This is a genomic window from Gardnerella sp. DNF00109, from assembly GCF_049262845.1.
In the GTDB taxonomy this organism is placed as follows: Bacteria; Actinomycetota; Actinomycetes; order Actinomycetales; family Bifidobacteriaceae; genus Bifidobacterium; species Bifidobacterium vaginale.
This window is the reverse complement of record NZ_CP058406.1, coordinates 1,386,942-1,403,936: the sequence shown is the minus strand read 5'-3', so window position 1 is coordinate 1,403,936 and position 16,995 is coordinate 1,386,942. Positions and strand designations below refer to the sequence as shown.

The 16,995-nt window shown below is 42.5% G+C and carries 2 protein-coding genes; one reads left to right on the top strand and one right to left on the bottom strand.

Annotation, left to right across the window (positions count from 1 at the left end):
• Window positions 1-163 precede the first annotated feature (163 nt).
• Window positions 164-6,193, top strand: coding sequence for a type I pullulanase (gene pulA, locus HXT20_RS05445; RefSeq protein ID WP_422114468.1), 6,030 nt, complete (start codon window positions 164-166; stop codon window positions 6,191-6,193).
• Window positions 6,194-7,396: 1,203 nt separating this feature from the next.
• On the opposite strand, the gene HXT20_RS05440 is transcribed toward pulA, so the two are convergent.
• The gene (locus HXT20_RS05440) at window positions 7,397-16,594 is read right to left on the bottom strand and encodes a Rib/alpha-like domain-containing protein (protein WP_422114305.1); all 9,198 of its coding nucleotides are present in this window, start codon (window positions 16,592-16,594) and stop codon (window positions 7,397-7,399) included.
• Between the last annotated feature and the right edge of the window lie 401 nt (window positions 16,595-16,995).

Sequence of the window (16,995 nt, the reverse complement as noted above, 5' to 3'; positions counted from 1 at the left end):
GTGCTTATGGCGATTTGCGTTCAAAATAAGCAATCTTATGTGTAAACCAAAGTTGGTTGTAATAAGAAGTGAAACATAGTTGTGTCACCTATAGTTTTCATGTTTTGCATGGAATAAAACAATATAGAAGCATGTTTGTGCCAACGGAGGAAAGGATATGCAGATGGTCACTCATCGCCACCTTGCGTCGAAAATAGTTTCTATGATTGCAGCGAGTGCAATGTTAATAACAGGTTTTGCTGTTGTTGGCAATGCAAGCGCTAGTAGTGAGTCTAGTAGTGAATCTAGTAATCCTCAATCTAGCAATCTAACTCTTAACCGTAAGGGCGTTATTGTTACTGCATTCCAGCAGAATTGGAAGAGTATTGCTCAAGAATGCAAAACAACTTATGGTCCTGAGGGTGTTAAGTATGTGCAGGTGTCTCCTCCAAATGAGCATGTAAAGGGTACTCAGTGGTGGACTTCTTACCAGCCTGTGAGCTATAAATTAAAGTCAAAACTCGGTACTGAAAATGAGTTTAAGAGCATGATTGACACTTGCAAAGTTGCAGGCGTTGAAATCATTGCGGATGCTGTTATTAATCACATGACTGGTGCTGGTGACACTCATACAGAGGGTGTTGGTGGAAGCCAATATAGCGCTGCTAAAGAAGATTTCCCAGATGCTGGATATAAAAAGGATGATTTCCATCAAGATGCTAGGAATATTGAGCACTATAACAATGCTGAGGAAGTGTGGAATCGCAGGCTTGTTGGCTTGCTTGATTTGGATACGTCAAAGCAGCATGTGCGAGAGACTTTAGGTAAGTACTTTGCTCATTTGCTCAAGCTTGGTGTTGCTGGCTTCCGTATCGACGCAGTAAAACATATTTCTCCAACAGATATGGCTGCGATTAAGAAAGCTGCTGCTGATGCTGCGCACACTACGCCTGACAAGATTTGGTGGATGCAGGAGACGATTGGTGATCCTTCTGAAGCTAAAGAAATACAGCCAGATCAGCATTTAAACGAAGGTGAAGTCAACGAATTCCAGTATTCCTACCGATTAAAGAGCAATTTTTATGGTTCAATTTCGAATCTAAAGAATATTACTAATGGACTTGTTCCAAGTGATAAAGCTTCGATTTTTGTTACTAATTGGGATACTCCTCGCGAAAATTATGTGCGCACGCTTACCTATAAGGATGGTCCTCGCTACGAGCTTGCAAACGCGTTTATGCTTGGCTACCCATATGGAAACCCAAACATTTACTCGGGGTATAGGTTTGAGAATGGTCATAAGGATGATGGTGCGCCTGGAGCGACTGAAGATAAAGTTGAAGATGTAGATTGTTCTCCAATAACTGGTTGGCAGTGCACTCAGCGTTGGACTTCGATTCGTGGAATGGTTGGCTTCTTTAATGCTGTAAATGGTGCTCAAGTCACTAATTGGCAGGAGAGTGACAATAATAACATTGCATTTAGCCGCGCAGGCAAGGGCTTCTTAGCAATTAACAATACTCCAAACGCAAAGAAAGTTTTGTATACTACTGATTTGCCAAATGGTGAGTATTGCAACGTTTATGCTGCGGGGAATTGCTCTAAGACTGTTAAAGTTACAGATGGCAAGGTTGCTGCGACTATTGCTCCTTATTCTGCAATTGCTTTGCATGTGGATTCTAAAGCAGATAGCGCTAGTAAAGCTGGTCCAGCACGTGATGAATCTGATCCAAAATACAATGTTGACGATGCTAAAGACCAGTCAACAACTGTCTATTTTAATGCTAAAAATAAAGCAGGTAATCCAAGTTCTGTAAATATTCATTATCAAATCGGCAATGGATCTTGGACTGCAGTTCCTGGTAGACCAATGCGCAAAGTTTGCGATGGTTGGTTTGCAAGAACAATTCCTAATAATGGCAAGCAAATTACTGCTGTATTTAATGACGGTGGAAGTAATTGGTATAACAAGAACAATCAGTCTGGAGCAAACTTTGAAATTCAAGCTGGTTCGAAAACTTATGTAGTAGATGCCGATTGGAAAGGTTCTGAATCTGCTAGCATTCCTTGCAAGGTTGAGGACACATCTTCAAAGCCTACTGAATTAAAGACAAAGATTGTTATTCACTATAAGCAAAAATATGGTGACAATCGCCATATGGGCGTCTATATCTGGGGTCTTAAAAATGCAGATGGTCAAGAGATAAAAGGTGCTTGGCATGAATTCAATGGTCAAGACGCTTTTGGTAAGACTTACGCAGTTGAAGCTGATGGCACTTACGAGAGCGGAAAAGTCGGATTTATTATTACCGAGAAACCCGTTGATGGTCAGGACTGGCATAAGGACGGCGGAGATCGTAATATCTGGCAAATCGAAGATGGTGTTGGCGAAGCTTGGGTTTACGGAGGAGATTCAAATACTTTTGCAGAACCTCCATCTGAAGTCTCTAACAAGCTTAATAGCATTAAAACATTAAATGTTACTGTTCACTACCGCAGAACAAATAAGGATTACGCTGGTTGGAATCTTTGGACTTGGTACGGTAGTGAGAAGGGCGTAAAGCAAGATTTTACGGCTCATGATGATTTCGGTAAGATTGCAGAATATACATTCCACAATGATTCTGGCATAAAAGATTCAAAGTTTATTGTGCGCTATTCTATGCAAGGCAACGATTGGGTTTCTAAAGATCCTGGCGAAGGCGATCGCCCAATTCCTGCAAAAGCAATTACCTTAAGCGAAGATGGTAACACTGGTAATGCTGAAATCTGGCTTATGCAGGGCGATAGTAGAGTTTACTTAAGCCCAAACGTAATCAACACGAAGGCTAATGCTATTAATGCTGATATTACGTCTTTTAAGGAATTTACTGTAAACGTGAGCGGCGACCCTTCGGAAGTTGAGAAGAAAAATGTTACTGTAACTGATGTTACAGATTCAAAGAAAAATCAACACAAGACAGTAGATATTTCGCAAGTTGCTGTTGTGGATAATAGGATCGTAATCACTGCAAAGAACGAATTAGATCTTAAGAAAATGTATGAAATCAACATTAAGGGTGTTGGTGGAATGCCTAAAACAGTGTCTGCTTCAACTGTTAAAGGTTCTAAGATTGTTCGCACTGATGAGTTTGATCAAAAGTATGCGTACACAGGCGATGACTTGGGTGCTGTTGTAAAAGATGGTTCTACGACTTTCAAGCTTTGGGCGCCAACTGCTGCAAAAGTGGAGTTAGTAACTTATAAGTCAACTGATGAAAAAGCGCAAGAAGATAAAAAGCAAGATATGACTCTTGGCACAGAAGATGGAAAGCTTGGCGTGTGGAGTATTACTACGAGTTATGCAAAAGCTGGCACTGCTTATACATACAAGGTTTATTTTGCAGATGGCACTGTTAATAATTCTCCAGACCCTTATGCAAAAGCTGCTGTGCGAAATGGAATGAGATCCGTTGTATTCGGTGGCAACATGGCAACACCTGTATCTCGTAAGGCATCATTTGGAAAGCGTCCAACTGATGCGACTATTGCAGAAATGAATATTCGCGACTTTTCGATTCATGAAAGTTCTGGCGTAGATGTTGCAAAGCGCGGAAAGTATCTTGGTGTAATTCAATCTGGTGCTAAAAAAGATGGCAAGACAACTGGCTTTGATTATTTGAAGTCCCTCGGCATCACTCATGTGCAAATCATGCCAATGTATGATTTTGGTTCTGTTAATGAAGCAGGAGATTTGAGTTATGTTGATAAGAACGACAAAGATAATCCTCATCAAAACTGGGGCTATGATCCAATAAACTACAACGTTCCAGAAGGCTCCTATGCGTCTGATTCAGCAAATCCTGCTACGCGTATTACGGAGCTAAAGCAAATGGTTGAAGGTTTGCATAAGGCTGGCTTGCGCGTGATTATGGATGTGGTTTATAACCACGTTTATAACGCGCAAAAGAACGCTTTTGGCCAAACTGTGCCAGGCTACTACTTCCGTTACAACGATGACGGCAGCTTGTCTAATAGATCTGGTTGCGGAAACGATACTGCTTCAGAGCGCAAAATGATGCGAAAGTATATTGTTGACTCTGTAAAGTATTGGGCTAAAGAGTACGGTATTGACGGCTTCCGTTTTGATTTGATGGGATTGATTGACCTTGAAACCATTAAGGAAGTGCGTGAAGCTGTTCATGCAATTGACCCGAACTCGATTATTCTTGGCGAAGGCTGGGATATGAGCCAATTGCCTTATGAAAACCGCACTATTCAGCCTAATGCGTATAAGCTTGCTGAAAATAATGGCGTTGCGTTCTTTAACGATTCCTTCCGTGATGCTGTAAAGGGTCAAGGAGATGATGATGTTGCTGGATTCGTGTCTGGAAACAGAGGCAGCGACAATCTTGTAATGCAAAATCTTTACGGCTGCCAGCCTGGAAACGCAAGCTGCACTGGTAGGCGCTACGCGAATGCTGGTCAGACTGTGCAATATGTTGAAGCTCACGACAATCTTAATCTTTACGATAAGTTGAAGAAATCCTTGCCTAATGAGACAGAAGAGAATCTTAAGAAGCGAGTAATGCTTGCTAATTCGCTTGTAATGTTTGCGCATGGCATGCCATTCTTTGAGCTTGGTCAAGAGTTCTTACGAAGCAAGAATGGTAATGCTAATAGTTACAATGCTGGCGACGGTGACAATTCCGTTAAGTGGGATCTAGTTAAAACGAATGAAGATGCTGTCGAGTACTTCAAAGCGTTGATAAAGCTAAGAAACGAGATTCCAGCTTTACGAGATTCTGAATATTCTGATGTTAACAATAATATGCATTGGATTAAGAGCAGCGATGGTATTAACGCATTTAGTGTTGACAACAACGGTAAAACGTATGTGTTTATTTTCAATGCTAATAGTGGTGAATTTACTGTGAATATTGGCAAAGGAAAGTATCGCGTGCGCATTGCCGATGGAAAGGCTAAAGAATCTAGCGTTCCTGAAATTATTGTAGATGACAATGGAAATTACAAGGTTTCTGCTCTTTCGACTTCAGTACTTGTGAAGGATGCTGAAAAGAAGAACGACAATCCTTTTGCAAATATTAATGTTGATGATGTTCTCAAATATAAGATGAATCCTTTGGATATCAATAAGTTGAAGGATGAATCTAAGCCTGGTACGCAGAAGCCGAATCCATCTACTCCTGGGCATGAACAAACTCCTGGTACTGTTACTCCATCACCTCAGCCACCTGTTCCTGGTCCTGTAGTGCCAAATCCGGCTCCAGCGCCTGGCCCTCATCCTCAGCCTGGTTCTAATCCTGTGAATCCGGCTCCTCAGCCAGCGCCAGTTCCAACTCCAACTCCTGGAGAAACTCATCCTGGAACTCATGAGCCAAATTCATCTACGCCTGGTCGTGAGCAAACTCCTGGAGACTCTGATACTGAAAATCATCCTGCTCCACATACTTTAGTCCCAGATGTGGGTACTGCTCCTAGTAATTCCGAATCAGGTTCTGCATCCCAGCAAGGCTCTAAGTCTAATACGCCTGCTCATGAACCTAATAATAGTATTGAATCTAAGCCTAATGCTGAGTCTCACTCTACTTCTGAATATCAAACTCATTCAAAACCTAAGCAGAATGTGCATGAAAATTCAGATCAGTCTAAACCAGCTAAAACAAAACCTGAATCTTCCTCAAATTCTGCTGTATCTGCGCCTGCTAAGCCATCATCAGCTGCTCCAACTCCTACTGCACCGGCAACAGTGCAGCAGCTTAAGTCAGAGCTAAGAGGAACTCTGCTAGTACGAGACAATAATGTTGCGAATGCTGGAGTTGTGAACAAAGTAAACATTCGCATTCAAAACGGCGAGTTTATTGAACGTCTGAATCGTGAAGGTATTGCATATGCTTACGCATACATCTACTCGTCTCCGCGATTGCTTAAAGGCTCCGACGGTTCAAAGTATGTTACTGTACGAATGGTGAATGGCGTGCCTCAATTCGATGCAATATTCCCAGCTGGATACTCTGGTAAACACACTGTTCTACTTGTAGACGAGAGTGGCAAACAAATCGCATGGACTGAAGTAACTGTTGTAGATAATGGTGTTTCAAAGCGTGGTGGATCTATGCTTCAAACAGGAAGCAACATTGTTTATACTTTTGCGCTGTTCATTATACTTACATTTGTTGCAGCTATTGCTCGTTATAAAGTTGCATTTAGATAGATTTGTGGCTTTGAGTTTTAAAGCGTCGCGCGCGAGAGCACTTTTGTAGTGCGTTTGCTTTGACTGAGCTTGAAATTTCATAACGCATTTCAAGCTCCTTCAAAGCGTGATTTGGCTTAAACGTAAAGTCCAGTGGACTTTACGCGCCAGATCAGCCGAGCGGCTACTAATAGACGTTCGGAATCACACGGCTAATCCGCGCGAACGACGATCAACCTTGTAGTGCGATTGTATGACGACACGCCGTAAATCAGGTACAAACGCACTACAAGGTTGCGCCAAGTTAGGTATAGATTCGAGATTTTTCGCACTGAATGAAGCGTATCGCTCGCGCGTTACAGCGCGCTCACGTCTTCGCTTGCGTTGAAAGCACACTTTGCTTTCAACTTTGAGCAAGCTCAGCGAATCGAAGTGCATTCGCGCGCTACGCTTTAAGCGCTCAAGCAAGTCGATTCGCAGCTCTTTGATGGTGATTCGCTGAAGTAGCAAGAAAAATCGAGAATCTCGGTGATAAAAACCACGCAAAAGTTCTAGATATTCAGAAGGTTTGATGTATTTCTATACGAGCAATAAAAGAGGAGAGTAGCGACGGGATTTGCGAGGAGAGAAATACTCAAACCTCGCGCAATACCAAGTAAGGAAACCGTACTACGCTCTAAACCCAGACGCTCGCCTAGATGCCAGCGGCTGCTACTGCTGAGCTGCTGCTTACTTACAAACGCCGGGGAATTTTCTCCGGCGTTTGTAGTCGTTTTGGCGTTATGTGGAAACATTTGCTGTGTTATTCCACGGCATCTGTTTTCGCTCTGGCTTTATTTGACCACATTTGCAGGAAAATGTAAGGCGATTGGAGTTGCGTTAAAAATTACGTAAGTAGCTCTGTAGTTCAGTATGCCATATTTAGTACGTGTAGCATTGCGTATGTCGCCTGATATTACCTAATGCCAGTAGTACGCTGTCATTATCGCAGTGGTATGCTATTTCGCTACCAGTACCCGCTACCAGTACCCAGATCATTTAACGGCATCTATTTGTCGCACCTATATCTCTGTAGCTTATACCTCTGTAGCCTACAGTTCTATAGCTTTACAGATATAACAATGCTCCGTGGTTGAAGAGTTGTCGTAAATTTTGCGAACCCTTTTATCACGGAGCATATGTATATTATTTATTCAATTTTAATATTTGTTGCACCACCAACGTTTAGTCGCGCTTCTTCCTGCGAATAATGACTGCGAGTGCAGCACCTATTGCGCCTGCGAGTGCAGCAACAGTGCTTGCTGCAGCAATTGCAGAGCCTGTATTGGTTAACTTTGATTGCGCAACATGACCGGAGGAGTGATGTGCAGGAGACTTAGGAGCTTGTAACTGAGTGTTATTGCTCTTATTCCTGTTGTTTTCACTGTTGCCAGTGTGTTCATCAGAATCATGAGAACCAGATTCATGTTCTGGGGTTGGCGCAGGTGCTGGTTCCGGTGTCGGTGCCGGTTCTGGCGTTGGTGTTGGTTTCTTGGTTGGGTTGTTTCCTACTTTACCGTTTGCCTTGTTGGATGGTTGACCATTCTTCTTGGCTTGCGCGGTAATCGTACTACCATCCTTGATTTGGGTTGCAGGGATGGTGACTTTACCAGTCTTAGGATCAACAGTCACGCCGGTTGGAGTATTACCGTTAATAGTCCAGTTACCATTCTTATCTTTCTTCACGGTAATTGTTACAGGAGTCGTTGTATCGCCTTCTGGAATATACGTGATTTCTAGAGTATCAGCATCTGCTGGTGGGGTAACAGTTGCGGAACCTTGCTCAACACCATCTTGTGGCGTGAGTATAGTCGGCTCACCCGCAGGCGTTGGCGTTGGTTCTGGTGCAGGCTTCTCCTTTTCGCCAACTTTAGCAGTTACCACTTCTGACTTGCTTTTGCCAGTCTTATCGCTACTGTCTTCTGATTGCGCAGTAATAGTGCTACCGTGCTTAATCTTGTTTGCTGGAATCGTAACAACGCCAGTTTGCGGATTAACGGTTACGCCTTCTGGAGTGTCTCCGTCAATCTTCCACTCATGCTTGTCGCCTTCAGCAACAACAGTAATCGTTGCGGTTGTTTCACTGCCTTCTGGAGTGTAAGTAACTACAACCTTGTTCACGCGCGTATCCGTGAGATCAGGCGTCACGCTAGCACCACCATTGGTTGGAGTGTCAATATTCGGCTTAGTAATATTTCCGCCAATAGTAATATTTACGCTATCGCCCGTCTTTGCACCATCACCCTTACCGTTGGTTGGTGTGAGGGTGACGATGGCACCAGGCTTTTGCTTGTCGATAGTAATAGTGAAGTTGCCATCTTTATCTGCGGTACCAGTTCCGATTTGATTGCCATTGTTATCGGTAACAGTTACTGTTGCGCCCGGAAGAGTCTTTCCAGTGATGATTTGTTTAGTAGAATCATCTGGATTGTCTTTTAGCGTTTGCTCACTAATCTGTGGAGTCTTAAAGCCAGTTACAGCAGTAGCAGGATCAGATGGTTTGTCCGTCTTGTTCTTAGATACTGCAGTAATAGTGCTGCCGTCTTCCAAATTCTTTGTTGGAATCGTAACAACGCCAGTATTTGGATTAACAGTTACGCCATCTGGAGCGTCTCCGTCAATCTTCCACTTACCATCGTTATCCTTCTTGGCAATAATTGTGCGAACTGGCTGTTCTGGACCATTGATTGAATTCGGTTTAGCATTGATTTCAATCTTTACAACCGTTGTGTCATCAGTTGGCGGAGTTACAGTTACGTTTCCGTCGTTCTTCTGGTTGTCGGTTGGTACCGTAATCGTTGGCTTTTGTGGTTTAGCAGTGACGGTTACAGTAGTTGCATCACCATCAACTCCACCCTTGTTTGGAACAAGCTTGAGTGTTGTGCCAGGGGTCTGATGAGGAACATCAACGGTAAAGTTGCCATCTTTATCTACAGTGACAGTTATTTCTTTATCGCCATCCTTCAATGCGGTGCCATTGCTGTTTTGAACCTTGATAGTGGCTTCAGGAGTTCCCTTACCAGTAATAGTTGTCTTGCCATTATCTGCAGAACCTTTATCACCAGGCTTGTTTTCGGCTTTACCATCGTTGATAAATGGCTTGTTCTGTGCCACAACGTTTACTGTTATTGGTACGTTCACAGGATTTGCGATACCCGGAATAGTTACCACGACAGTGCCGCTCTTATTGTTTCCAGCTGTCTTGGTATCTGGAGTACCGTTAGTTGCCCAAGCAAACTTGGTTCCGTTAGGTAACTCATCCTTATTGGCAATGCTGTTTTCTGCGCTTGGAGAATCACCAACATGTACGCTCACCGTTTTACCGGCTGGATTTGGCACAACGAACACATTGACTGAAATGTCAACATCTGGCTCGCCTGGCACTTTAACGGTCACAACGCCTGGTTGGTTGCCAGTCTTTGATGTATCAGGCTTCTTCTTCCAAGAAATACTAGCATCCTTAGGTAGATCCTTATGATTCTTAATAACATCCTCTGGCTTAGGAGTAGTGTCAGTTGTGTCACCATTCTTCTTTTGCAACACAGTTACGTCGTTTGCGACAGGTTCTGGTGTCACAGTAATTGTTACTGGCACTTCTTGAGGTGCTTGCCCTGGAATCTTGACAATCACTGTGCCACTAGCAGTGCCTGGCTTGTCGGTCTTTGGAGCAGCATCTTTCTTCCACTCGAAGGTGGTTCCCTTAGGGAGTTTGGTGCTGTTATCAATGCTGTTCTTAGGATCAGGATTGCTGTTCTGTGCAACGGTGGTTACCTTTGCTATAGGCGCAGGGTTTACGTTCACAGTTACAGGAACATCAATCGTATAACCAGACTTGCCATTTACACCTGGAATGGTGACTTTTACTTTACCGCCTGTCTTTTCTCCAACGGTATCTGTAGTTGGTTTGCCACTATCTTCCCACTCGAACTTAGTGCCATTAGGGAACTTACTGGTATCGCTAGAATCCTTAATAACATCCTTAGCTTCTGGCAATGTGCCATTTTGTGGAACGTTCACAACATTCGCTTCTGGCTTTGGCAAAACGTTCACTGTTACAGACACTTCCACAGGCTTTTGACCTGGAATAGTAACAATAATCTTGCCATTCTTTGCGCCAGGATTGTTAGTATCTGGTTTATCTTCAGGTTTCCACTCGAACGTAGTGCCATTAGGGAACTTACTAGTATCGTGAGAATCCTTAATAACATCCTTAGCTTCTGGCAAATCCTTGCCCTGTGGCACGTTGACTTCAGATGCACTTGGGTCAACAACGTTAACCTTTACTTCAACTTCTTGAGGAGTATCAGATCCAGGAATAGTAATCTTTACTTTGCCTTTTACGCTGTTACCTTCCTTAGATGTGTCTGGTTTTCCGTTGTTATCCCACTCGAACTTAGTGCCATTAGGGAACTTATCCTTATTGACAATGCTGTCCTCTGGCTTAGGCTCCACGCCCTTTGGCACAGTCACAACTTTAGCTGTAGCAGTTGGAGCCTTGATAGTTACAGGTACGTTAATAACAGTTGTTGATCCATCCGGATACGTAACTGTTACAGGCACTTCAAACTTGCCAGCCTTATCTCCATTAGGGATCTTAGACTTATCGCCATCAGCAATAGAGTAAGTTGGCTTATTTGTTTCGTTCGTTGGCCAGGTAGGAACACTTACTTTGCCGATAATTTCGTCGTCCGAAGGCTTTTGACCATTATCTTTTTCAAGATTATCTGCCTTAGGTGGGTAAAGTTCAGACTGCTTATTGCTAATAGTTACTGGCACGTCAACAATGTCAGTCGTGCCATCTGGGTAGGTGACTTTAACCTTAACAGTAGAGTTTCCAGGAGTCTTACCATCTGGAAGCTTTGTGTTAGGCTCGTTCAACTCAATCTTTGGTTGTTCCTTTGAATCTTTTGACCAATTAGGAACAGTTACATTGCCTGTTACATCATCAGATGTAACCTGCTTGCCAAACGGCTTAACAACAGGTGTTACCTTTGGCTCGAAAGTATCCGACTGCTTGTTCTTAATAGTCACATCAACAGTAACTTCATCAGTTGTGTTATCCGGGTACGTGACTTTAACCTTAACGTGATAAGTGCCAGGCTTTGTGCCGTCTGGAATATCCTCATCTTTGCTGGTGATGGTGACTTTTGGCTTATCGCCATCCTTCTTTGGCTTAAAATCAGGAACAGTTACAGCATCCGTAACAGCTTTCTTGGTCTTTTCTTTACCAGTGCCATACGGCTCTTCTACAGGGTCAACTGCAGGAGTGTTTGCAGTGGCATCGGTATCTGTAACTACTACAGGCACTTGCACAACAGTGCTGGAACCATCTGGATATGTGACATTAACAGGTACGTTAGTTGTGCCAGTCTTATCTGTAGTTGGTAGAGGAGTTTTTGGATCTACAAGCTCTACTTTTGTTTCCTTTGGAGCAGTCTTGTTCTTAACTGTAGAAGTCTTTACAGCCTTCTTGATTTCATCAGCATCAGGAGCTTTCTCATTACGCTTCTTGTTGATAGCTTCTGCGCTTGGCTTGTAGGTTTCGTTATCTGGCTCGCCAACTGTTACAGGAACTTCCACGTGATCCTCAGAACCGTCAGGATACTTAACAGTAACCTTAACGTTTACGGTTCCAGGAGTCTTAGTGTCGATAGGTGTTTGACCTTTATCAACTGTAATTGTTGTACCATTTGGTTTGTTTGGAACAGTGACTTTAGCAATGATGTCATTGTCAGAAGGGCCACTTTCTCCATACTTCTTAGTGATTCCGCCGTCAACCTTTGGCGTATGAGTTTCACTTTGAGGCTTTCCTACAGTAACCTTTACTGTTGCGTGATCTTTAGAGCCATCCTTATATGTAATGGTTACAGGAATATCGAAAGTACCAGGCTGAGTGCCATCTGGAACAGTCTTAGCTTTGTCGTCAATAGCAATACTTGCGCCTTCTGGAAGCGTTATATCTTTGCCTTGCTTATCTTTACCAAAGCTAATGCCTTTATCCTTGCCAACGCCGGTAATCTTGCTGGATATACCTGTATTCGGCGTCTTATTGTAGTCAATGTTAATTGTTTGACCTTCTGGCGTATAAGTTTCGCTTTGTGGCTTCAGCACTTTAACAGTTACTGTTGCAACGTCACTAGAGCCATCCGAATACGTAACCTTAACCTGCACTTGGCTTTCGCCAGGCTTATCGGTGCTTGGAACGTCTTTCGTGTTGACGATTTCTACTGTTGGATCTTGCTTTGGAGAGTCGCCGTTCCACTTCAAGCCATTGCTTTCACCGAAGGATTTAATCTTATTGGAAAGATCTTCTTTTGAATTCCATGGAACTGTAATAGTTTTACCAACAGGGTCATAGTTGTTGGACTCCCTATTAACGACAATAGGCACTTCAATCTTGCTGGAAGATCCATCTGGATATTTAACAGTTACAGGAATAGCGTAATTTCCATCTTGGGTAGGAATATCTCCAACGTCAAATGTTATGCCAGTCTTATTGATTGGCGTATTTGGATTGTCATATTTAGTGATTTTAATAGCGTTTTTAATTGCATCTTTATTTTTAGGATTATCAACTTTAGATGCGGTAGCCTTATGCTCTTCAGCATCCGTGTATACGGAAATCTGAACCTTAAGCTTAGACTCGTTGCCAGCTTCGTCTGTAACAACAAGCTCACGAGACCACTTATTGTCTGACGAATTGGTTATATTCGGATCTCGCTTTCCAGTGCCCTTAATATGAATAGTTGCAGGCTTTTCTGCAGAATTTCCGTTTTGATTGTCAACAGTGATTTTTCCGTCGTAGCCTGGGAATGTTGATATTGTTGCGCTACTAATCTTGCCGCTGTTATCGTAAGACTTAATTTCAATATCAAAAGGCTTATCTTTATGTACTTTAAATTGGTAGTACATTTGTTTATCGTCATGTTTCACCTGATTTGTAGCAGGGTTATCAATAACAGGCGCGATATTGTCATTAACGGTAACTTTTGTCTCCACGTCTTTAGTTGAGCCGTCTGGGAACGTTATGCGAACTGTAGCGGTTGTATCTTTGCTAGGCTTATTCCAATCTGGTTCCTTAGCCCAAGAATACTTAGCGTCCTTAGGCAGTTTCTTCACTGCTTCTGGATCAATACCGCTCTTAGGATCTGGATGCTTTGTGCCGCTGCCCATGTTGTACGTAACAGGCGTGCCTTTAACATCACCATATTTGTCGGATTGCGGCTTAACAATAAACTTAACAGTTACTTCATTAGGATTGCCCGAAGGATCCACCGCTTTTAAGGTACGCGTATACTCGCCAGGCTTAGTGTTGAGTGGAGTAGTGCCGTCAAGCGTCAAAGTCTTAGGATCTGCAGTTGCGCCAGTTCCAGTAGGAGCTTTTTCTGTCTCGCCTGGAGTTTTAGGCGTTAAAGTAAGAGTTGTAACTTCTCCGCTATTGTCTGTTGCGGTAATCTTAATATCGTTTTTATCACCGCGGTACGTAGTGATAGTAAATACTGGTGGGTATTTTGGACCATCTGGATATCCAGGATCAATGGTGTTATATGTACCACCGTCGCCCTTTTGCTGAATCGCAACTTTAGGACTTTCGTTATCCCTAACAGTTACCTTAACAGCAACAGTTTCAACGCGTGGGTGATTTTTGTCGTTAGTAGGAATAGTTACAATAACTTTTCCAGTCTTTTCCTTGCCAACAGTGGAAGTGTCTGGAGTTCCGCCAGTTTCAGTGCTCCACTTGAAGGTTGCGCCTGCTTTTTTAAGCTTTCTTCCGTTGGCAATAGCTTTTTCGGCGTCTTTTTCGGTGAGCTTGTGACCTAAGTCAACAGCAATATTCTTTGACTTAATGTCTTCTTTTTTCTCCACTTTTACAGTCACAGTTTTTTCTGTTTTGTGACCAGCGGCATCAGTTGCGGAGAACGTAAGAGTATAAGTGCCAACTTCTTCAGGCTTAAAGCCAGAGAATGTATAAGTAAGTTTCTTCTGTGTGTCTGTATTATTCTTAGAATCGTACTTGACTCCAGCGCGAGTTGGGTTACTAAGCAGCTTTGTTGGGTCATTTTTAAACAGAGCCATCGTTGCTGTTGCTGTGTCAATAGACTCAATCTTTACATCATCTTTTGCAGTAAGCTGAATTTTCAGATCTTCGCCAACTTTTACGGTAACGCTATCTTTATCAGCAGTAAGCGTTGGAGCTTTGTCATCCTTAGTAGCCTTCTTAGCGTCGCTTGCGTCAGAGCTTACGGAATCTGCAGTAGTAGTTACTGCAGTAATGCTTCCTTCAGGAATGCCGTTAGCAACTGTAATCGTAACTTTGCCATCGTTGCCAACTTTTCCAGTTCCAATTTGATTGCCCTTGCTATCTTTAAGCGTTACAGTGCTTCCAGCTGTGCCAGGACCAGCGTCAACTACAACTTCCTTGCCTTTTACGCCTGCAACACCAGTCAAATCAGTTTCAATTGTAGGTTTCTTAGGGCGAACTGTGAAAGTAACCTTTTCTTCCGCTGTACTGCCATCGCTAAACGTGACTTTAGCAGTGTACTCTCTTTTTCCGGCAACAGCTGTGGAAGGCTCGCCATTAACCCACTCTGCGCTCTTGATGTTATCTTTAACCTTCTTATCGGTTATACCAAGATATTCCTTAGCGTCAACCTTGTTTCCTGCTTTAGTAAGAGGGTCGCCAACATTTACTTTAACTTCGTGATCTTTCAGCTCGCTTTTGTGTTGCAATGCGAGCGGCTTTCTGACAATTACAGGAATCTTAACAATATGGTACGAATTGTCTGAATATATTACTTTTGCTGATGTGGATGTTGTAGCAGTGTCTTTTCCATTAAAAGCTATATCTGGTAGTTTAGTCTCTGGGAAAGTATTGAAATCTAGTTGTCCACCGCCTTCAATATTAGAAACATGTTTCTTTAATTCTTCATTAGTTGCCTTATGCCCCCAATCAACAGTAATTGGTGTAGCAGTTGGCTCCTTGTACTTTTTATTAAGGTTTTCAAGTTTTATTTTTACTTGTTTTTCTGCTTTGTTTCCAGAAGCGTCGGTTGCAGAGACAGTAACCGTGTAGTCAGTATTTGCTGGCGTGTTGCCGTTCTTATATTCAAACTTAACTCTATTAACAACATGGTTGTGATGCTTAGCTTCAGTTGCTTCCATGCCATTACTGTTTTCAGTGACATCTCCATTACCGTTAGGAAGACCCTTAACTGAGAAGCTATTAACCTTTCCGCTGTCATCTGATGTGCCGAAAGTGATTGTAGGAATATCTCCCTGATACACGGTAATGCTGTTGTTGGAATCGCTAATCTCTTTGCCATTAAAATACAGCTTTGGAGCAGTGTTATCGCTTTTTGTGCGCTTAAGATTTGGTTCTTTCCAGCGCTCGCGACCAGAAATAAAGGTGTATGCTGAGTTAGTCGTTCTACCATAAGTACTTGTATTTGCCCATGTATAAGCATCTTGAATGTCATCAAGAGTGACTCCTTGACGTAACTTTACTTTGCAATGCATGTGTACTGCATAGTCGACGTTCGTAGTTCTTAAGCCGATGCCGTAGCTCTTGCCCTTATATACGCCTGTTAATGTTGTAGCATTGCTAATAACCCCGTCGCCTGCATTCTTGTGGAAAGTATCACTCAAATCTTGCTTGTTGCTGTTTCCTCCTCTTATGCCTAAGGTTATTTTGTAAATAGAATTTCCAAGGTGCTGGTCATCTTGCAAAGGCTTACTAAGTGTTGCTGATTGGCTATTTTCTTTAGTGAATAATGAAAAATCGCGTGAAAGAACAGCGTTTGTTGTTTGTGGACTAGTGCCATTTCGTTTATAAAAATCAAAGCTTAAATCACTTAATGTGTCTCCATTGTAATAACCATTATTTAAGTCAGCAACTGCAAAAGGAATTTGCCAAACATACTGTTGTTGCTTGGAAGCGCCAGTCATATCTTTACCGTCGTTGTTAAAGAACACATCGAAGACTAAATACTTAGCACCGTTGTTTTCTTCAAGGTGTGCATACATATCCGACTTTTTAGTAGTATTACTGTAATCACCCAAACCGTCGGATCCTATTTGACCGATTGTTCCATTGCTGTTAGCAAAGCGATACCTTTGGAACTCAAGAATGTTTGGCGTATGCAGCCAAGGAGTAGGATCAGCGTTACGCACTTCTTGCGCAAAAGCTGCCGTAGTTGGAGGAAGAAGAATATTAGAGGATGCGAGGATTGGCTGACCACCCAAGCAGGTTGCTGCAGTGAGAACTGTGGCAAGTGTGCTCAATGAAACCTTGCGCATGGTTGCATACGCAGAAGATGAATCAACGTTTTTAAACGAGCTCTCAACTTGCTCGCGTGCATGCTTTTTGCGGTTGTTATTTGCCATAATAATCCGTAATCCTTTATTCTTGTGCTTCTTAATTTAACGTTCCTTAATGTGTGTCGTATATAAACTTGTGTCTAGTTCTTCTTCAAATACGAATTCTGTGTTTGCATAAAGCAACGGTAGACAATAAGTACGCTTATATACATGCTGCATAATATTATATCGTATTTTTACTATTTTGTCGTAATTTTTTTATTGTTAAGTGTTCCATAACTGTAAAATTTCCTGCGGGGGGGGGGGGGTGCTCTATGTATAAAATATTGTCATAACGACGGATTGTTTAAAATTATCTAAAATTTTATCGTTTTATAGTAATTTATTCGCATATGAATTAATCACACTTGTAGCGTTTCTTGTACACATGCTTAAGCAGGTAGTAGCGTGCGTAATTTTCTGGCGTT

Excerpts from the sequence above, each read along its gene's own strand:
- pulA (WP_422114468.1), top strand. The coding sequence starts at position 164 with ATGGTCACTCATCGCCACCTTGCGTCGAAAATAGTTTCTATGATTGCA.
- HXT20_RS05440 (WP_422114305.1), bottom strand. The coding sequence starts at position 16,594 with ATGGCAAATAACAACCGCAAAAAGCATGCACGCGAGCAAGTTGAGAGC.